The sequence below is a fragment of the Paenibacillus sp. FSL H8-0261 genome, from assembly GCF_045040645.1.
Taxonomy (GTDB): Bacteria; Bacillota; Bacilli; order Paenibacillales; family Paenibacillaceae; genus Paenibacillus_AQ.
Window position 1 is genome coordinate 216,650 of the sequence record NZ_CP150297.1, and the last position, 19,677, is coordinate 236,326.

15 protein-coding genes and 1 pseudogene are annotated in these 19,677 nt (G+C 42.4%); 10 read left to right on the forward strand and 6 right to left on the reverse strand.

The window, feature by feature from the left end; genetic code table 11:
* Positions 1-4: 4 nt before the first annotated feature.
* The gene (locus tag MHI27_RS01050; protein ID WP_405175388.1) at positions 5-1,825 is read left to right on the forward strand and encodes a cyclic nucleotide-binding domain-containing protein; all 1,821 of its coding nucleotides are present in this window, start codon (positions 5-7) and stop codon (positions 1,823-1,825) included.
* A 3-nt stretch (positions 1,826-1,828) separates the two neighbouring features.
* Here the strand turns inward: MHI27_RS01050 and MHI27_RS01055 are convergent.
* A pseudogene (locus MHI27_RS01055) lies at positions 1,829-2,131 on the reverse strand (hypothetical protein); the annotation flags it as partial.
* Positions 2,132-2,150: 19 nt separating this feature from the next.
* Complete coding sequence (locus MHI27_RS01060) at positions 2,151-2,621, reverse strand: MarR family winged helix-turn-helix transcriptional regulator (protein ID WP_076286808.1); 471 nt, start codon at positions 2,619-2,621, stop codon at positions 2,151-2,153.
* Between the two features lie 263 nt (positions 2,622-2,884).
* Between MHI27_RS01060 and MHI27_RS01065 the strand changes: the two genes are divergently transcribed.
* The 4 genes from MHI27_RS01065 to MHI27_RS01080 all read left to right on the forward strand — a co-directional run bounded on the left by MHI27_RS01065 (position 2,885) and on the right by MHI27_RS01080 (position 11,174).
* Entirely contained in the window at positions 2,885-4,273 is a 1,389-nt protein-coding gene (locus tag MHI27_RS01065; protein ID WP_405175389.1) for an MFS transporter, read from the forward strand.
* 213 nt (positions 4,274-4,486) lie between these two features.
* Positions 4,487-5,404 (forward strand): DMT family transporter, encoded by a 918-nt coding sequence (locus MHI27_RS01070; RefSeq protein WP_405175390.1) that lies wholly within the window; start codon positions 4,487-4,489, stop codon positions 5,402-5,404.
* 510 nt (positions 5,405-5,914) lie between these two features.
* Complete coding sequence (locus MHI27_RS01075; protein WP_405175391.1) at positions 5,915-10,309, forward strand: S-layer homology domain-containing protein; 4,395 nt, start codon at positions 5,915-5,917, stop codon at positions 10,307-10,309.
* 208 nt (positions 10,310-10,517) lie between these two features.
* The gene (locus MHI27_RS01080) at positions 10,518-11,174 is read left to right on the forward strand and encodes a 2OG-Fe(II) oxygenase (RefSeq protein ID WP_371915751.1); all 657 of its coding nucleotides are present in this window, start codon (positions 10,518-10,520) and stop codon (positions 11,172-11,174) included.
* 83 nt (positions 11,175-11,257) lie between these two features.
* Here MHI27_RS01080 and MHI27_RS01085 read toward each other — a convergent pair whose 3' ends face one another.
* Positions 11,258-11,866, reverse strand: a complete 609-nt coding sequence (locus MHI27_RS01085) for a zf-HC2 domain-containing protein (protein ID WP_076286684.1) — start codon at positions 11,864-11,866, stop codon at positions 11,258-11,260.
* On the reverse strand, positions 11,863-12,345 hold the full coding sequence (locus MHI27_RS01090; protein ID WP_379424849.1) for an RNA polymerase sigma factor: 483 nt from the start codon (positions 12,343-12,345) through the stop codon (positions 11,863-11,865). The genes MHI27_RS01085 and MHI27_RS01090 overlap by 4 nt, the downstream gene beginning before the upstream one ends.
* A gap of 196 nt (positions 12,346-12,541) precedes the next feature.
* Here MHI27_RS01090 and MHI27_RS01095 point away from each other — a divergent pair, with 196 nt between their 5' ends.
* Complete coding sequence (locus MHI27_RS01095) at positions 12,542-12,883, forward strand: nitrous oxide-stimulated promoter family protein (RefSeq protein WP_042184071.1); 342 nt, start codon at positions 12,542-12,544, stop codon at positions 12,881-12,883.
* A 52-nt stretch (positions 12,884-12,935) separates the two neighbouring features.
* Here MHI27_RS01095 and MHI27_RS01100 read toward each other — a convergent pair whose 3' ends face one another.
* Both MHI27_RS01100 and guaD read right to left on the reverse strand, forming a co-directional pair.
* Positions 12,936-14,288: a uracil-xanthine permease family protein gene (locus MHI27_RS01100; RefSeq protein ID WP_042184073.1), complete on the reverse strand. Its 1,353-nt coding sequence runs from the start codon at positions 14,286-14,288 to the stop codon at positions 12,936-12,938.
* 38 nt (positions 14,289-14,326) lie between these two features.
* Positions 14,327-15,691: a guanine deaminase gene (gene guaD / locus MHI27_RS01105; protein ID WP_405175392.1), complete on the reverse strand. Its 1,365-nt coding sequence runs from the start codon at positions 15,689-15,691 to the stop codon at positions 14,327-14,329.
* Between the two features lie 234 nt (positions 15,692-15,925).
* Here guaD and MHI27_RS01110 point away from each other — a divergent pair, with 234 nt between their 5' ends.
* The 4 genes from MHI27_RS01110 (at position 15,926) to MHI27_RS01125 (ending at position 19,676) form a co-directional block, all read left to right on the forward strand.
* Positions 15,926-16,114: a hypothetical protein gene (locus MHI27_RS01110; protein ID WP_042184077.1), complete on the forward strand. Its 189-nt coding sequence runs from the start codon at positions 15,926-15,928 to the stop codon at positions 16,112-16,114.
* Between the two features lie 238 nt (positions 16,115-16,352).
* Entirely contained in the window at positions 16,353-18,734 is a 2,382-nt protein-coding gene (locus tag MHI27_RS01115; RefSeq protein ID WP_405175393.1) for a phosphoketolase, read from the forward strand.
* A 312-nt stretch (positions 18,735-19,046) separates the two neighbouring features.
* Positions 19,047-19,178, forward strand: coding sequence for a PfkB family carbohydrate kinase (locus tag MHI27_RS01120; protein WP_081393254.1), 132 nt, complete (start codon positions 19,047-19,049; stop codon positions 19,176-19,178).
* Between the two features lie 51 nt (positions 19,179-19,229).
* A complete protein-coding gene (locus MHI27_RS01125) occupies positions 19,230-19,676 on the forward strand; it encodes a GNAT family N-acetyltransferase (protein ID WP_076286680.1) in 447 nt (148 codons plus the stop codon).
* The last annotated feature ends 1 nt before the right edge of the window (position 19,677 follow it).

Genomic DNA, 19,677 nt, shown 5'->3' on the forward strand with positions numbered 1-19,677 from the left:
ACCTATGATACCAAGTGCTGCAGTCGATTTTCTACGTGATCATCCGTTATTACGAGGTATTCCTGATGATGAGCTACGAAATGTAATTAACGCTATAAAACTTATGTCTTTAGAGGATGGACAACGACTTCTTATGGAAGAGTCCACCTCTAAGGACTGTTTCATTATATGGCAAGGGAAAGTGCAAGTCACCTCGGTGAACTTAGTTGGAAAGGCGCTGCTCTTAGCTGAACTTGGACCGGGAGAGTTAGTAGGAGAGATCGGTCTTATTCGGAACGTACAAAGATCAGCTAGTGTTACGGCAATCGGGCCAGTACAAGCTTTGCGTCTAGACCGTTCCTCGTTCGAATATTTGGCGAAGCTGAGTCCGCTATTTTATGAGAGTGTACTTGTGAATACACGGATCCGAATGATCCATAGTATGCTTCGCAAAGCGACAATTTGGTCGGTCATCCCTGATGCTGAACTTCGGGGTCTTGCAGAGATTACAATGATCAAGAAAGTAACGAAGGGCGAAGAGATTATCGTAGAAGGTGCGGTAATGGATCAATTTCTCATGATTAGTAGCGGGAGTATCGAACTTCACGGTCAAAAGCGGCGCAAGACTGTTCTTCGTGAAGGGGATTTTTATGGAGAGACAGAGTTACTAACAGACACGGCTTCCTCACACACGTTGATCGCGATAGAAGATAGTGAATTGCTAATCATGGGCAAGTTAGAATTCTTATCTATACTCGATTATTACGCTCCGGTTCGTCAACAACTCATTGAGTTTCTAAATATGCGAACCCCCCATCTGATGGAGAGAGTTACAATTGCTTTCGGCGAGGAGTCTATTATCGAGGATAATGAATCGCTACCTAAAGCCAAAGACAATTGGATTAACCAGTTGCTATGGCTGGTCGGTGGATTCCTTGTCTTATCCTTCTTGGCACTGTTCCTTCATAGCCAATGGTGGAAGATCGCCGCCTTAATTGTTGGAGGTGTCGTGGGTCCCCTAGCATTCGTAGCTTTTGTGAGAAATCAGCAGTTAATAGGCTTTCGTCAGAGGAGGCTTGGTTTAGTTTTTGTGTCTACCGCAATTGTTGCTATCCCTCTGGCTTGGTATTTAGAGCGGATTTGGCTTTTTGAAGTAAAAGCAAGTTCCTTTGACTTTTCGCAGTTTTACGTACCTTTGTCTGTAGCTCTAATAGAAGAAACTGCAAAATTATTAGTCTGTGTGATGCTCGTTCGAACGCGAAAAATCCATTTTTTGATGGATGCAGTGGTGTTTGGTGCCGCAGCAGGAATGGGATTCGCTGCAGTGGAAAGTATTATTTATGGATGGGTGCATATAGACGAAGCTTCTTCACTTGGGATGCTCGCCGTCCTATGGATGAGAGCATTATTATCGCCATTCGGTCATGGAACATGGACTGCGATTGCAACTGTGGGTATCTGGTATGTAAGCAGCATGCATAAGCACTCGAATTTGGGAGACGGTAATCCGTGGACGAGAGGGCTACGTGCAATGGAGATGTTTTTGTCGGCAGTCGTGATGCATGCACTATGGAATTATCACTTTGAATCGGGTCTGATGAAGGCGGCAGCTATGGCTGTAGTCGGGTTTATAGGACTCTATTTATTATTCTCACTTATTCGTAGGGGAAGAAAAGAGGAGTTCCATGCATTGAATATGTTGAATCCAACCACGCATGAGGCGATAAGGCATGACGATCAAGTGAAGCCCATGACGAAGGAGCTTTACTGTGAAGGCTGCGGGTCATTGTCTCCTCAGGGTACCCGCTACTGTGCACGCTGTGGCCAAGCATTAAGGGTTAAATGATAATTAACTCTGACGTAGATCCAAAAGCTCCGTTCCTAGCGGAACGGAGTTTTTTACGTGTTTATTTAGAAGCATGTGAAGGATTCCAGTGTAGACCCAAAATCTTCCGTTCCACTGAAACCCCGCAACCGAGGTGCGTCCTACGAACACCGGGAAAAACCAGAATTGATTTCTATTCACGAGCTAAACGTACGTATTCCGAAACAAACAACCAGCAATTGCTCCCGGATCGACAGCCAAGGGTGAAACCGCAGATTGCTGAGGGATGAGTTCCGGGGGAGGTGAGCTGGGTGCCGTGAGTTCCTGTCCTCGATATGGCTGCGACTCACTTAGCTTCTTCACATAAATCGGAGATTGCTTTGTTTTTGGTTAGTTGCAATAGAAGGTCATAGAATTGCTTTCTTTGCTCCATTGAAAGATTCTCCAGCATGTTGTCAGCGACTGTATCCTGGAAAGTAAGAACTTCCTCAATCGTGGATTGTGCAAGCTCCGTAAGCTGGATCAGTGTAGCTCGTCGGTCGGTTGGATCAGGAATTCGAACGAGGAGCTTATCCTGCTCAAGTGCATCAACAAAATCGGTAACGGTGCGTGCTTTGATCCCTAACTTAACAGCTAACTCATTCATACGGATATTGCCTGTTTCGGCAACGACTGAAAGCAGACGTAACCTGGGACCGGAGAGATGATAAGGCGTATTAAGCGCTAATAACTGGGATTGAAATTCTGTTTTAATGTAGTTGGTTGATCTCATTAATATGTGAATGACGTCTATCGCCTTGGGATGATCTGTGTTCATGGATGTAGTGCCTCCTTGACTTTATTGTCAATGTTTCATTCTCAATTTCATGGCAACGGTGAATATGTGTGTACTCTTAATGAGTACACTCTTTATATTATACTCTTATAAGGCGTATCCAGCTATAGTTCCATGTAAAGGATATAACTTGACAGGTGAGAAAATAATGAGTATCCTCAGTAATATATAATACTGAGGATACTCATTATTTATCTTTTTACTTATAATTCATTATGAATTTAATCAGAAAAGAGGTTTAGATTATGGCGGATACATCATCACAAAATGCAGATAAGCTGCTGAAAATACTTGTAGTTACCCTAATATTCTCGGTTATGAACGGTACGATGTTCAATGTAGCTCTTCCTGAGATCGGCAAAGAGTTTAATCTCGTTCCTTCGCAGGTTAGTTGGATTATGACCAGTTATATGGTGGTTTACGCGGTAGGTTCCATCGTCATGGGGAAATTGGCGGATAAATATCGGTTGAAGGATTTGTTAACGTATGGACTGCTTATATTCGCTCTCGGTTCATTAATAGGTCTGCTTGCTAGTGAGTTTTGGATTATTATTCTGGGCCGTGTAATTCAAGCTGCCGGTGCTTCCGTCCTTCCTGCAACAGCAATGATCATTCCAATCCGTTATTTTGCTCCCGAGAAGAGGGGGAGAGCGCTTGGAACTTCTGCGGTTGGGTTAGCGCTTGGTAATGCTTTGGGACCGGTCGCTGCAGGCCTCATCACCAGCTTTGGAAGCTGGAGACTCATGTTCGTCCTTTCCTTGCTTCCGCTACTGACGCTTCCTTTCTTCCGAAAGTATTTAGATAATGCGAGAGGGAAGGCAGGAAGTATTGATGTCCTTGGTGGCGGGTTACTAGCTGCAGCAGTCGCAATCTTCTTGCTTGCCATCACACAGATGCAACTGTGGTTGTTCCTCGGGGGCCTTGTCTTGCTAGCCTTATTTATCATTCGGATTCGGAAAGCTGAGGAACCCTTTATTAAACCCGTTTTGTTCCGTAACAAAACCTATTCGATTGGGTTGTTGCTTGCTTTTACGACGACAGCTATGAGCTTTAGCATGACATTCATGACACCACAATTTCTAGCGACAGTGAATGGTTTGTCCCCTTCGACCATTGGGTTCGTGTTAGTACCAGCTGCTATTGCTTCGGCTATCATGGGACGCAAGGGAGGCAGGTTGGCTGATGATCGTGGTAATTTCGTACTTGTGTTCGTCGCTTCGGTATTGTTATTTCTTGCTTTCTCCCTACTCTCTACTTTTATTGGATTATCGGCATATTTCATTGCCATTATTTTAACATTAGGGAACGTGGGCCAGACTTTCATGCAAATCTCGATGTCCAATACGATTTCGCGATCGCTGCCAAAAGAGGAAACAGGAGTGGGTATGGGATTACTCTCCATGATCAATTTTATCTCTGGCGCGATGGCCATGAGTGTGGTCGGTAAAATGCTCGACAAGGGTACTGCCGCTGTGCAGTTCAATCCTTTGAATGCTAATGCAACTGCCCATGTGTACAGTAATATTTTTCTCGTCATGTCCCTAGTGATTATTGCTGTAGTTGTACTTTACCGTTATCAGTTTGGCACGGGTGCTCCCGGGTCCATGAAGAATAAGAAAAAAGTGGAGGCTTAATATGTTACATTCAACGCATTGTGGATATTTTTTCCTCTATAAATTAAGCGCATGAAAAACCCATGGAGGTTATAATAGATACAAAGAAGAACCGATGTTTGCTAACCAACAGTACAATAGACCCCGTATCTTACGATGGGTGGGGTCTATTTTTTTTGGCGTAAGGCTGTAATGGGAAAATTGTGGAGTCGGTATTATTGAAAGGTGATTTAAATGTTAAAAGCTTATGGTTGGCTCACTTTTTGTGTAGTCGTATGGGGCAGTAATTTTGTGTTTGGAAAGATCTTAGTTGAGGACTTCTCCCCCGGTCTATTAACTTCACTGAGACTTTTATTTATAGTGTTATGTCTAGTAGGAATAACGGCTTACAAAAAGAATTTTAAGCTGGTGAGTAAATCGGATGTATTCCTAATTTTATCTCTAGGTGTCATTGGTGTATTTATTAATCAATGGTCCTTTTTTAAAGGGCTGCAAACAGCTGATCCAACAACATCTGCAATTATTTTAGCTATGACTCCTATTTTAACTGGTTTATTAGCGGCAATTTTTTTAAAGGAAAGATTAACGATCCGTATGTTGATGGGGTCTATTCTAGCGATCATAGGCATTTATTTTGTCGTTGTAAAAGGGGGATCCTCCTCTTTGCATTTTGATAAAGGACTACTGTGGATTGTTGTAACGATGATAACCTTCGCCATTATGATTATTATGACTAGGGTACTCTCACAAAGAATAGATCCACTCACGATTACTTTATATTCGAATCTGGTGGGCTTTATTGTATCGATCCCATTTGCCTTCTCGCTAGATACACCTGTACGAATGAGCTCGAATATTACGGATTGGGCTCTTCTGATCGGAACCGCTGTTGTTGTACATGGTGTAGCTACACTGGTTTGGAATAACAATATTCGCCATGTTGATGCTTCAAAAGCGTCTGTATTATCTAATTTAGAACCTTTTGTAGCTATGATCATGGGATTGATATTATTGTCCAAACCTATTACAGGTGTAGAAATATTAGGGTCTTTGTTCATTCTAGCAGGAGTTATGCTATCTACGTATCAAAGGAAAAGTGGGATATTAAACCCGGTGGAATATCGTACAAGGCAATCGCGGAGCACAAGCTGAGAATGTCGTAAAACTCTAATATAGAGCTCGAAGCCCCAAACAATATGTTTGGGGCTTTTTTTATTAGTGTTCAGGTATAAAGGGGATACAGATATGTGTTATTTTCGGACAGGGGATCGCTGCGGCTCACCTCCACCATATAGATCCACAACTGAATGAGGTTATGGATTATTACACCATAAAATGTAAAAATGTCATATGACAATTTGATGACTGACGTCACTACTTATCGCATTTTAAAAGATTTATTATATAGATTGGAGATAGTCACTGAAGGTGGCATGACCCTGATCCGCAGAAAACTTACAAGTGAATCTAGCGGTGCTTCAGGTAGCCGGAGGTAGCCAACCCCACAATAATATGTAACTTTATTTTCCAATGTACTTCATTATCTACGTTGACGCAGAATATCCGTATCGATAATAACGAAATACGGGGCCTTTACGTTTCTCGACCTGAAGCTAACGAAAACTTCAGATTTTTTGTCCATTACAAAGGGGGAAGACCATATTGAAAGGAAGAAAACCAATCTTTTTTATTATCGCCGTTTTATTCGTCGGATTGCTGGCACCGGCGGCGGGTCCGGTTTTGGCGGCGGATCCGCCGATAACGACCCAATCGTTATCGGCAGAAAGTGATTTGTTATGGGACAGCGATTTTGGAGTGTTTAATAATGACATGCAAGGCAGGATATATATTGGCAAAGGTATTGAAGGAGGGGCTTATACGGCCCGAGGAGCCTTACGCTTCAATCTGGATTCTAACCTCCCGCATCCGGGTAGGCCGATCAAATATGAGCTTCAGCTTTATGTGAACTTCAAAGAAGGAAGTGATCTTGCCAATTTTTATTTAGACGCGTACGGTTCGGACAATAACGATATGGATAATACGGACAGAGCCGTCTTTCCCCAAAAATCCTCGATTAACTATACTCGGAAATCCAATAACCAGATACCCAATGACGGATTCGTAACCTTTGATGTTACGCCTATTGTGGCCGAAATCACGAGTGCGGTTGATCGGCAGGCTACATTCATCCTCCAAGGCAATGAAAGTTTAACGAACGCACGCGCATTCGTCAGCTCAAAAGAGTATCTCACCGCAGCCTATCATCCTAAACTCATCGTCACCTATGCGCAAAGCGATCCTCCAACTGGATCGATAGCGATTAACAACGGCGCACTGTACACGAATTCGAGCAGCGTGAAGCTGAATTTAACGGCTTCCGATCCAGATGTTGAAGATGTGTTGCAAGTGAGGTTTTCGAACGATCAGCTAACATGGAGCAAATGGGAAGACGTTTTGTCGAGCAAAAATTGGACGTTGTTTAATGCAGAAGGAATCCAAACCGTTTATTATCAAATAACAGACGGTAAAGATATCATAACTTTAAGTGATACAATTACGCTTGATACCGTTAAACCCGTAGTGAGCGGCATCACGAATAACGGGCTTTATAATTCAAATCGGACGATTTCCTTTAATGAAGGCTACGCAATGTTGAACGGCAGTCCATTCACCAGCGGAACCGTCGTGAGTGTGGAAGGAACATATACGTTCATCGCGGTGGATGCTGCTGGCAACTCAACGACAATAGAATTTCAGATCGACAAAACCGCGCCTACCGTGTATGGCATTATTAATAATGGAATTTATAAAGCAGATATGACGGTCACTTTTAATGAAGGCGCAGCTACATTGAACGGAAGCTCATTCACGAGCGGCGCGACGGTTTCCGCAGAAGGCAGTTATAAGCTCATTGTGACGGATACGGCAGGCAACGTTACGACAGTCAACTTTAGCATCAACAAAACCGCCCCAACGGTTACCGGTGTTGCTGACGGGACGAGCTACAATGTGGACAGAACGATCACGTTTAACGAAGGCACAGCGACTATGAATGGCCACCAATTCACGAGTGGCGCGACCGTTTCCGCAGAAGGCGACTATACGCTCGTCGTCAGCAATGCGGCAGGCAACATTACGACGGTTAACTTTACTATCGATAAAACCATCCCAAAGGTTACCGGCGCTACTGACGGAGAGAGTTACAATGTGGACAGAACGGTCACTTTTAATGAAGGCACAGCTACATTGAACGGAAGCCCATTCACGAGCGGCGCGACGGTTTCTGCAGAAGGCAGTTATAAGCTCATTGTGACGGATGCGGCAGGCAACGTTACGACAGTCAACTTTAGCATCAACAAAACTGCCCCAACGGTTACCGGTGTTGCTGACGGGACGAGCTACAATGTGGACAGAACGGTCACTTTTAATGAAGGCACAGCTACATTGAACGGAAGCCCATTCACGAGCGGCGCGACCGTTTCCGCAGAAGGTGACTATACGCTCGTCGTCAGCAATGCGGCAGGCAACAATACGACGGTTAACTTTACTATCGATAAAACCATCCCAAAGGTTACCGGCGCTGCTGACGGGACGAGCTACAATGTGGACAGAACGATCACGTTTAACGAAGGCACAGCGACTATGAATGGCCACCCATTCACGAGCGGCGCGACGGTTTCCACAGAAGGCAGTTATAAGCTCATTGTAACGGATGCGGCAGGCAACAATACGACGGTTAACTTTACTATCGATAAAACCAACCCAACGGTTATCGGCGTTGCTGACGGAGAGAGTTACAATGTGGATAGAACGATCACCTTTAACATGGGTGCTGCAACCTTAAACGGAGATTCATTTGTAAGCGGATCTGAAGTCAGAGACGAAGGCGACTACACGCTTATCGTAACGGACGGGACGGGCAATGTTACAACCATTCAATTCACCATCGACAAAACTGCTCCTGCGGTTAGTGGTGTGACTGAAGGATCTAGCTATAATACGAACCAATCAGCTGCATTTAACGAAGGTACAGCGAGTATGAACGGTGATCCATTCGTGAGCGGCGCGACCGTTTCCGCAGAAGGTGACTATACGCTCGTCGTCACGGATGCGGCGGGCAACGTTACGACGGTTAACTTTACTATCGATAAAACTGCCCCAACGGTTACCGGCGTTGCTGAAGGAGAAAGCTACAATGTGGATAGAATGATCGCGTTTAACGAAGGCACAGCGACCATGAATGGAGACTCGTTTACGAGCGGCGCGACTGTTTCCGGAGAAGGCAGCTATAAGCTCATTGTGACGGATGCGGCAGGCAACGTTACGACAGTCAACTTTACGATGAATAAAACTGGCCCATCCGTAATCGGTGTTGTTTACGGAGCGAGCTATAATACCGACAGAACGATCACCTTTAACATGGGTACTGCAACCTTAAACGGAGATTCATTTGTAAGCGGATCTGAAGTCAGAGACGAAGGCGACTATACGCTCGTCGTCACGGATGCGGCGGGCAACATTACTACCGTATCCTTCACGATTGATAAAACAAACCCGAAGATAACCGGCCTAACTGCAGGAATAAGCAACTATACGAGTCCGTTAACGATTGGATTCAATGAGGGTACGGCTACCTTAAACGGCCAGCCGTTCACAAATGGAGCGACAATTACTTCTTCCGCCAACTATACGCTCGTCGTCACCGATGCAGCAGGCAATCAGACGAGTGTTACGTTTACGCTGAATGTCCCGACCGCTCAATCCGGTTCGGATTCAGTTTCAAGTTTAGTTTCAAGCTTAAGTTCAGGTTCAGAGCTGGAGATTGAAATCAATGGTGTGAAGCACAAGGATTTAGGAAAAGTAACAACTGCCGTTATTAACGGAAAGAAAGTGACAACGGTAACCTTCGACGAAGCAAAATTATCGCGTTACCTTGATTCCTTATCCAATAAACCATTCATTTTCATACCGGTTCACAATGATTCGGATCGTGTTCTTCTACTCTTAAACAGTCAAATTATCAAAACACTAAATGACCGAAACGCGGATATTCAAATTCAAACGGAGCTTGCTTCCTATCTCCTAGCCGCTAATCAGATTGATTGGAGCCTCGTCGCGAAGAGCTTCGGATCGGAAGATGCGCTGCGCAACATGGAGATTCAAGTCGAGATTAATAATGCGCCAGATAATGATATCGAGCAGGTTTCCAATAAGTTAGGTGAAGCCCGACTCTTGTCGCCGGTGATCAATTTCAACATATCGGCAAAGCATGGTGGTACCACGATTGAACTCAACAAGTTTCTCAGCTATGTCGAGCGGACGATCACTATCCCAAATTCGGCAGATCCCTACAGTAGAATCATGACGGGCATTACGATTACGAAGGACGGAAACATTGTGCCGGTGCCAACCCGAATAGTGAAGGAGAACGGCAAGACATTTGCCATTATTTACAGCCTGACGAATAGCGCCTATGCCGTAATAGAGAATTCTAAAACCTTTGCCGATATTCAGAAGCATTGGGCGAAGAAAGAGATCGAGCAAGCGGCGTCGAAGCTGATTGTCCAAGGCATCTCCGAATCGAGCTTCCAGCCGAACAAGCAAATTACCCGAGCAGAGTTCACGGCGATGCTGGTTCGGGCTCTCGGATTGCATGAATTCGATCAGTCTGCAAGCTTTTCTGATATTAAAAGTGGTCAGTGGTATTATGAAACGGTCTCCATTGCGGAGGGCTATGGGTTAGTAACGACAAGTAATAGCAGTCAGTACATTCCCAACGAGAAGCTAAGTCGGGAAGAAGCGATGGTGCTGCTGGCGAAAGCCATGAAGCTTGCCGGTTTAGAAACAACGATTACCGATCGTGAAGCCACCCAACAGCTTAGCGCATTCAAAGATCACCACTTGCTTAACTTGTCCGCAAGAGCAGCTGCTGCGCTTAACATTAAATACGGAATCATTAAAGGCAATCAAGGTCAGCTTACCCCGGACAACGTCATTACACGTGCCGAAATGACCGTGATTCTACAGCGCTTCCTCGAAGCAGCTAAACTAAGCTAGCGACAGCGAAAACCTTCAACCGCAAGCCATGTGGTTGAAGGTTTTTTTGTGTATCGAAAGGGATTTGATTTGTCTGTAGATTTATATAAGCGTACAATAGGTTGATTTTCTGAGTCTTTAGATGTTCTGAAGTTAATCAAGCAAATAAAACCATTTTATGGTATGTTTTTTGCGATGGATGTTATAACTTGGGAGCTGCATAAGGATGATAGGGAATACGACAGGGAATGCGACAGACAAAGAACGGACGATATTTGATCATGCTGGAAATACGATTAAGACAGAGGATCGAGAGATTCGAATTCTTGCCAAGTATGAGGAACCGCTGGTTGTCTTGTTAGGAAATGTGCTTAGCGATGAGGAGTGTAATGAGTTAATTGAATATTCTAGGCAACGATTGCAACGTTCAAGAATTGGTGAAGACCATGCGGTCAATCCGATTAGAACGAGCAGTGGTGTGTTCTGTGAGGAGAATGAGACGGTTACAAGAATCGAGAAACGATTCTCTCAAATTATGAATATTCCTATCGAGCATGGTGATGGCTTGCAAGTTCTGCTGTATATCCCTGGCCAAGAGTATTTACCCCATCATGATTTCTTCACTCAAACGAGTCGAGCAAGTAGCAATAATCGAATTAGTACGCTCGTGATGTATTTGAATGATGTGGAGGAAGGTGGAGAAACAGCTTTCCCTATGCTTAATTTAACAGTGAGTCCTAACAAAGGTATGGCGGTCTACTTCGAATATTTTTACGATAATCATGAATTAAACGAGTCCACCTTGCATGCAGGTACGCCAGTGATCAAAGGCGAAAAGTGGGTTGCAACGATGTGGATGAGAAGACAAGTCCTTCGCTCATCATAGAGGTATGAACAGATACTAAGTTCCACATGGAGTATCAGTAAAGACACCTTAAAAGGTGTCTTTTTTCATTTTAACGGCAATGTCTACTCCACCAAAACGCCATTAATGAACGTCATAGTTTTATCTTTGAATTCAAGGATAAATTTGTTTGGAAAATCCAGATCGGTTTGAATCTCCGTCCCCAACATAACTTTTTTTCCTACATCATCAAAGGGATTGTGAATCAAGCCTCTAGGGGTATACCTAGTTTCGGAACCGATCACATTATTATTTTCATCGCGGATAAATTTGGTTTTTCCTGAGAACACCAAGTCCTTGCCGTTTTCCAAAGTCAGATGAACCTCCAAATGAGTCTTTGTCTTCTGATAATCGATGGTCACATCTTTTGAGGACACAGGGAAGCCAATCACAAAAAGTCCAATAAGAGCTGCAGCCAGTATGATTACCGATAAGATGGAAAGGACGATTACCTTTATGTTTTTTGATTTCACCTTTTTAAAATAATTAAGTTTGTTAACCTCTTCTTTATCAACAATAGGCACGTTTAGATTTGCTGTTGCAGTCATTTCGTTATATGACTGAAGGCAGCTTTCGCAGGTTTGCAGATGTTTTTCAATCTCTTCGTTGCTATGTAACGAGGTTAGCTTTTCGATATAGGAGGGCAATAAATCCTGAATGATCTCGCATTTCATGAAGATCTTCCTTTCATTAATTTTTGTTTTCCACGGTAAAAGGTAACTCTTGCCCAGGTTTCATCCCTTCCGAGAATTTCGCCAATTTCCCGAAAGCTGAACTCTCCGGTCAAACGCAGATACAATACTTCCTTGGTATTTGGATCAAGTAAATGAAGCTGTTTAAATAACTCCATTTTGTCTTGAGCTAAAATGAATTCAGTTTCTGTTGAATTTGTGTTAGAAAAAGGAGGGTCTTCTAATTCACAAGTCTTCCTTTTGTTCTGCTTGTCCAGTTCCTGATACCACACATGCTTAGCAATCTGACAAAGCCATACATATACTTTGCAGGTTCCATCGTATTTGTGTATGGACTTTATAGCTCTATAAAAGGTTTCTTGGGTGATTTCTTCTGCCAGTAAGTGATTATGACAAAAGCTAAATACGAATTTATATACTTGGGTTGAATATTCCCTGTATAATTCCTCGTTGTCCTGCATCCGTTCACCTCCTCATTTTATATATCCGTAAAAAGCTATAAACGTTACAGCCTTTCTAAAAGAATTATGAGTATAACGAAATAACGCCTCGGGTGTGTAGTATGATAAAAATCCTTAGAAATGTAAAAAAAGAAGGACTGCTTTTCCTCTATAATTAGATGAGATCTTATTGTACAAGTTACAAGGGGGCTCATAAATGACAATAAAGGTGAACCGAAAGTTAAATGAAGGTCCTAAAATTCAAAAAGAACAAGATATTGTCACGAAAATGATTCGTATATATTGTAAGAAAAAACATCACCATAAGGGGCTTTGCAACGAATGTCAGGATCTAAACGATTATGCTCTGAAGAGGTTAGCTTATTGTAAGTTCGGGGAAGTGAAAACGGCTTGTGCTAAATGCCCTATTCATTGTTATAAACCGGAGTATCGTCAAAGAATAAAAGGGGTTATGCGTTTTTCAGGTCCATGGATGTTACTGTATCATCCCATTGAGTCAATTAGGCATATTCCATTACCCAATAAGCTGAGGAAATAAGTAAAAAACGGACATCATTTGATGCCCGTTTTAAGATCTAGCATTTTACGTTCTATTTTCCACTTGGCAATAATTTATTCAATAAGATCGCAGCCAATGAAGCCGCTAGGATAGGTGAGCCCAATAAATATTGCACAAATGAAGGCAAGGAATGTAGGTAGTCGCCAGGAATGAGTACCAAAGCTAACGTGATAATCATCGGTATTGCGATAATATACATTTCTTTCTCGCCAATCGTTACGTTTTTCATCACCTGCACACCATTAATTGCAATAATCCCGCAAACGATAGCGAAGACGCCGCCGATTACAGCGGATGGAATCGAGGAGATCAGAGCAGCTAATTTACCAGAACAACCGAAGAGGACAAACCATCCTCCTACTGCGAGGAAAACCCGGCGGGAGGCAACACCTGTGATGGAGATAATGCCCGCATTGGTAGAATAGCCTGTAACAGGTGTTGAACCGAGTGCAGAAGCAATAAGACAGCCAATCCCCTCACCGATAACCCCTTTATTAATATGTTCGTCTGTTAAAGGTTTATTGATTACGTTGCTGACAGCAAACCAGGTACCTGTTGTTTCAGCTAGCAGTACGAGATAAATAATAACCATGGTGATAATAGCCGAAAAGTTGAACGAGAATCCGAAATCTACAAAAGCGATACGCGGCATACTAAACCAGTTCGCTTTGCTAATCGCTGAGAAATCTAACACACCCATCAAGTTAGCAGAGATACATCCAACTACTAATGCCATCATGACGGAAATAATTCGGAAGATCGATCCTTTATTACGGAACATAGAACCGAGAATCACGAATAAAAGGAGTGTACCTGCTGAAATAAGGGCTAACAAAACGTTCTGATTGATTGAAGCGCCTGAAGCTCCATAGATATTGTCTCTTATAGCAACAGGTAATAAAGAAAGACCAACTATGAATATGATCGTACCACCTACAATGGGTGGGATAAAGTTCTTAACGATTTTATTAAAGATCCCGACATAGCCCAAAATAATAACTAGAACCGCACCGATTAAGCTGGCACCTAACACGGAACTCCAACCCAGCTCCCCGCCGCCACTAGCGGCATAAATACTGACGATCGCACCAAGCGGAACATAAGATGGACCTTGCGCGATAGGAAGCTTCATACAGAAATAAGTCTGCACAATCGTTGCAAGTCCAGCAGCAATAAAGGTAGATTGAATCAACGCGCTTGACTGATTCGGTTGTAAGCCGATTAACATTGCAATCAGGAAAGGAACTACATAAACGTCCATTGCCAATACATGTTGAAAGCCTAGGATGATGGATTTACCGAAGGAAACTTTTTCATCAGGTAGAACGGTTAATAGTTGTGACTTCAATGGCGCTTGATCTTGTACGTTTGCTTGTGTTTCCACTCAGATGCCCACCTTATATTTTCTAGTTTTATCGATCCTTAACGTGAATGAACCTTTTCACCCTGTACCCAGACTTCACGGATATTCTCAGGTCGAGCTAAATACATCATCTTTTGAAACACGTCCTCTAAATCTTCATTCCCATCAAAAATAGGCAATCTAGCCGATGGTAATTTCGTATCAATAATTTGAACATCCCATGTATAGCCTTCTAGTATCCGACCGATAGGTAAGCTTAAACTTTTACCACCGCTAGCAGTAGCAAGATAGAAAGCTTCATCAATCTTAATCCGTGATCCTAATAATCCACGCTCTTGTGCAGGAAGGGAAGGATTAACGCCATCCTCTAGCATTCTTGAAGACATTACAGCTTGTCTTATGTTATCGAAGAGACTAGGTGAAAAACCGCCAGAAATATCAGACCCTAAACCAATCTCTACACCTTTGGAGTGGAAATGAGCGATAGGGATGACACTATTGGCAAAATAAGCGTTTGATATCGGACAATGCGCAATAGCCGTTCCTGTCTCTGCAAATAACTCTACATCGTCTTCTTCTAAAAAATTACAATGCGCCATTACAGATTTATCACGGAGCAGACCGAAATCATGCAAGGCAAAAGCATCGTTCTTCTGGAATCGTTCTTGTACATAACCATGTGCCCAATCACTTTCACTACAGTGCGATTGAATATGAGTATCATATTTGGCGGCTAAGTCTCCTAAACCTTGCAAAGCCTCATTTGTACAGCTAGGAATGAACCTAGGTGTCACTACTGGATAAACGCCTTGCTTAGTAGATTTGGCTAGTTCTTTTACCGCTAGTATAAATTCTTCTGTATCTTTAAGTGCGGTGTCGGTGTCAGTGTCGCGATAGTATTCTGGATTTCCTTGAGGGTCGTCCATTACCACTTTTCCAACGAGTCCGCGTTGCCCTTTATCCGCACATATTTGGGCTAATAGTAAACTGGCTTCTTTATGCACCGTTGCAAAATAAAGGGCTGTAGTAGTTCCGTTCGCAAGTAAAGTATCAACCACATCAGAGTAGACCTTTTTAGCAAAATTCAGGTCCGAAAACTTAGACTCCAGTGGGAAGGTGTACGTATTTAACCAATCATAGAGTGGAATATCTAATGCAGTTCCAGATTGAGCCCACTGCGGGGCGTGAACATGCAAGTCGATAAAGCCAGGCAAAAAATACTGACCTTCAGCTAATCGATGGAAGTTGTCTTGGCCTTGATAAGTAGCTAGTAAAGTTTGATAGTCGGGTTCTTCTGGTGAAACGATCTTTTCTATCATTCCATCTGTATTAATGCAGTAGAGATGGTCTTTTAAAATTTGAATTTCCTTTGGTGAATTGCTTGAAAATGAAGTGCCTAGGAATATTTGCATATATTCAGTCATGATTTCCGCCTTAATGTTCGTCTTTTGGTGTTCGTTTGTTATTATAATCCGTAAAAAATGATAAGTCTATACCTAAAGTCGAACAAAGAAGGAGAGTGGGTGCTGAATTATACCCTGATTAGATCATAATTGTTAGGATTACGTAAAATGTATGCGGTTACTTACTTATGCTATAATACATATAGATAAATTAGGTTAAGCGCTTAAGAAAAATGGATTAGGAGTGTTACTGAAATGAGAAGATATAACTTTTGGCGTCCGATCATGCTAATTATTGTCGCGTTGCTTACGAGAAGCCTGGTGACTAACGTATGTATTTTGTTTGGTATGCAGACTGAAGTAGCGAGTAGTATAGGTACGCTGGGCATGGTCATAGCCGGTTTAGTGATGTATAATCGCATGAACATTCGCCGTCGAAAATAACGAACAGATTTCTAGAATCCGATCCATCCGGTTGAAATTATGCCCTAATTCCATTATAGATATCGGTGACTAAGAGTAAGACTGGGGAATTTTTCTCGGTCTTATTTTTTTTGTTTTGTACAAAATAGAGTTAAGCGATCAAGCATAACCTTATCGAAAAAAAGTGTCTCTATATTTTTTATGATATTTAAAATACGGCAAAGTAAAAGCAAAAAAATAAAATTTTGGGAGTGGAAAAATGGTATTATCCATGGAATGTGATTACTCATCAAAAGTTTATTTAGAAAAACTCAATGCCTATTGGCGTGCTACGAACTATGTTTCCGTAGGTCAACTGTATTTAAAAGATAACCCGTTGTTAAAGGAGCCAATGAAGGATGCAGATTTAAAGATTAAGCCCATCGGACACTGGGGCACTATTCCTGGCCAAAACTTTATTTATGCCCATTTGAATCGTGTAATTACTAAATATGATTTGAACATGTTCTATATTGAAGGTCCTGGTCACGGTGGTCAGGTTATGGTTTCAAATTCCTATCTGGATGGTAGTTACACGGAAATTTATCCTGAAATTACGCAAGATATCACAGGTATGAAGAAATTGTTCAAACAATTCTCATTCCCAGGTGGGATTGCTTCACATGCCGCTCCTGAAACACCTGGTTCTATTCATGAGGGCGGTGAATTAGGTTATTCTCTTTCTCATGGTGTCGGTGCCATACTGGATAATCCCGATTTGATATCGGCTGTTGTGATTGGCGATGGCGAGGCTGAAACTGGACCACTAGCTACTTCATGGTTCTCCAACAGATTCATCAACCCAGTTACCGATGGTGCGGTCCTGCCGATCTTGCACTTGAATGGATTCAAAATCAGTAACCCAACGATCTTATCTCGTCAATCGAAAGAAGAAATTACCGCCTACTTTAAAGGTATGGGGTGGCAACCATTCTTTATTGAAGGTGAAGATCCTGATCTAATGCATCCAGAAATGGCCAAGGTGCTCGATACTATCGTCGAAAGAATTGAAGAGATTCAAAAAAATGCGCGTGAGAACAATAATCTTACTCGTCCGGTCTGGCCAATGCTGGTCTTCCGCTCTCCTAAGGGTTGGACAGGTCCAGAGCAATGGGAAGGTGTGCCCATTAAAAATTCGTTCCGTGCCCATCAAGTGCCAATTCCGGTTGACCAAAAAAATATGAAATACGCGCCAGCGTTGCTGGAGTGGCTGAACAGCTATAGACCGGAAGAGTTATTCGACGACAATGGCCGTTTGAAAGCTGAAATTGCCGAGATCCTGCCTTCAGGAGACAGCCGTATGGCAATGAATCCTGTAACTAACGCCGGCAACCTGATTAAAGACCTGCATTTGCCAGATTACCGCAACTTTGCGCTTGATAATTCCGTACCAGGTCAAGTTATTGCACAAGATATGTCTGTTCTGGGTAAATACCTGAAGGAAGTTATTACTCTTAACGAAGGAAATCGCAATTTCAGAATTTTCGGACCGGATGAAACGATGTCTAATCGTCTGGGACCTATCTTTGAAGTAACCAACCGGCAATGGCTGGATCAAATTAAGGAACCAAATGATGAATTTCTCTCATCTTATGGACGTGTTATCGATTCTCAATTGTCCGAGCATCAGGCAGAAGGTTTTCTTGAAGGGTATGTGTTGACTGGCCGTCATGGTTTCTTTGCAAGTTATGAAGCTTTCTTGCGTGTGGTCGATTCTATGATTACTCAACATTTCAAATGGCTGCGTAAGGCAAAGGATCAAAGCTGGCGTGCAGATATCCCATCCTTAAATGTGGTGGCAACTTCAACCGTATTCCAACAAGACCACAATGGTTACACTCACCAAGATCCAGGGATATTAGGTCACTTAGCTGACAAGAAGTCTGAATTTATCCGTGAGTATTTACCTGCGGATGCGAACTCCTTGCTGGCTGTCTTTGATACTGTCTTAAACGACCGTCAAAAAATAAACCTAATCGTTACGTCCAAACAACCGCGACTACAGTGGTTTAGTGCTGACGAAGCACAAGAATTGGTTGGAAAAGGCCTGAAGATTATTGATTGGGCAAGCACCGATCAAGGTGGAGAGCCGGATGTTGTCATTGCTTCTGCAGGTACAGAACCAACAATTGAAAGCTTGGCAGCAATCTCCATCCTGCATGAGAAACTGCCTGAACTTAAGATTCGATATATCAACGTGGTGGACTTATTAAAACTAAGAAGTCGAAAACAGGATCCTCGTGGCTTATCTGACGAAGAGTTTGATCAGTTTTTTACAAAAGACAAACCTGTTATCTTCGCTTTCCACGGTTATGAAGGTCTGATTAGAGACTTTTTCTTTGAGCGTCATAACCATAACCTGCATGTACATGGATACCGTGAGAATGGGGACATTACAACTCCATTCGATATGCGTGTATTGAATCAGATGGATCGCTTTGACCTGACGAAGGAGACTATTCTCAGCTTGCCTGATGCGGATGAACATAAGACCATCTTGGATGAAATGGATGCGATCCTTAAGAAACATCATCAATACATTCGTGAAGAGGGAAATGATTTACCAGAAATAGAGAACTGGGTGTGGAAGCCACTGAAATAAAAACATGGTGTAACGGGTGTAGTGAAGTAAAAGACATCTTAGGGTGTCTTTTACTTTTTATGATAATTTTTACCTTTGACAGAATGAATGCGATTTCATATGATATATGTAACCGGTTACCTAGATTTGGACAATCATAAAATCACATATACTTGTCGCATCTTAAAGAGGAATCATATTTTTTTTAAGAATGTGGAACCGGTTCCACATACCTCAACAGGAGTCTCATCCGTCATTATTTCTCCAAACGAGCAAGAAGCAGAAATGCTTATGAAGTCCCTTGGTTTTCGCGAAAAGTAGAAAGAAAAGCTAATTGTCACAAACGGAAAAGATGGAATTATTTATTACAAAAATGGAGAAAATATTTTCATCAAAGCGCCAGAGGTTCAAACAGTAGATACCATGGGTGCAGGGTCGGTGCTCAAGGAGGGATGCCTTTATTAAAAGAGCTGAAACAATTCATGGGCTGAGGGTATACTAGGAGGCGATTCTTTAATGCTAAGAAAAGAACCAAACGCATTAACACCACAGATGTATGCTGAGCTTCGCCGAAAAGTGGATTTTCAAGAATATTCATTAGAAGATGTCGCACAGGCCTTAGAGAAGACGCTATTTTCAGTTGTTATATTCGATGATCATAAACCAATTGGTATTGGTCGAATTGTCGGTGACGATAGAATTGTGTTCTTCATTAAGGATGTAGTAGTTGATCCTGAATACCAGAAGCAATCAATTGGATATACTATTATGCATTCCTTAATGAATTACATTCAGGAAAAAGCGTGCGAGAACGCATATATAGGTTTAATGGCTACGCCGAATACAGAGAAATTCTACGAGAAATTCGGATTTATTCAACGTCCTAATCAGGATTTTGGCCACGGAATGGTTAAATTTGTAGATAAATCATATAAAATTGATAACCCGATGGAGGATAAATAAT

What these genes read in the sequence shown, in the direction of transcription:
- MHI27_RS01125 (WP_076286680.1), top strand. Translation starts at nt 19,230, where the DNA reads ATGCTAAGAAAAGAACCAAACGCATTAACACCACAGATGTATGCTGAG.
- MHI27_RS01095 (WP_042184071.1), top strand. Translation starts at nt 12,542, where the DNA reads ATGACAATAAAGGTGAACCGAAAGTTAAATGAAGGTCCTAAAATTCAA.
- MHI27_RS01110 (WP_042184077.1), top strand. Translation starts at nt 15,926, where the DNA reads ATGAGAAGATATAACTTTTGGCGTCCGATCATGCTAATTATTGTCGCG.
- MHI27_RS01090 (WP_379424849.1), bottom strand. Translation starts at nt 12,345, where the DNA reads ATGCAGGACAACGAGGAATTATACAGGGAATATTCAACCCAAGTATAT.
- MHI27_RS01050 (WP_405175388.1), top strand. Translation starts at nt 5, where the DNA reads ATGATACCAAGTGCTGCAGTCGATTTTCTACGTGATCATCCGTTATTA.
- MHI27_RS01115 (WP_405175393.1), top strand. Translation starts at nt 16,353, where the DNA reads ATGGTATTATCCATGGAATGTGATTACTCATCAAAAGTTTATTTAGAA.
- MHI27_RS01060 (WP_076286808.1), bottom strand. Translation starts at nt 2,621, where the DNA reads ATGAACACAGATCATCCCAAGGCGATAGACGTCATTCACATATTAATG.
- MHI27_RS01070 (WP_405175390.1), top strand. Translation starts at nt 4,487, where the DNA reads ATGTTAAAAGCTTATGGTTGGCTCACTTTTTGTGTAGTCGTATGGGGC.
- MHI27_RS01065 (WP_405175389.1), top strand. Translation starts at nt 2,885, where the DNA reads ATGGCGGATACATCATCACAAAATGCAGATAAGCTGCTGAAAATACTT.
- guaD (WP_405175392.1), bottom strand. Translation starts at nt 15,691, where the DNA reads ATGACTGAATATATGCAAATATTCCTAGGCACTTCATTTTCAAGCAAT.
- MHI27_RS01085 (WP_076286684.1), bottom strand. Translation starts at nt 11,866, where the DNA reads ATGAAATGCGAGATCATTCAGGATTTATTGCCCTCCTATATCGAAAAG.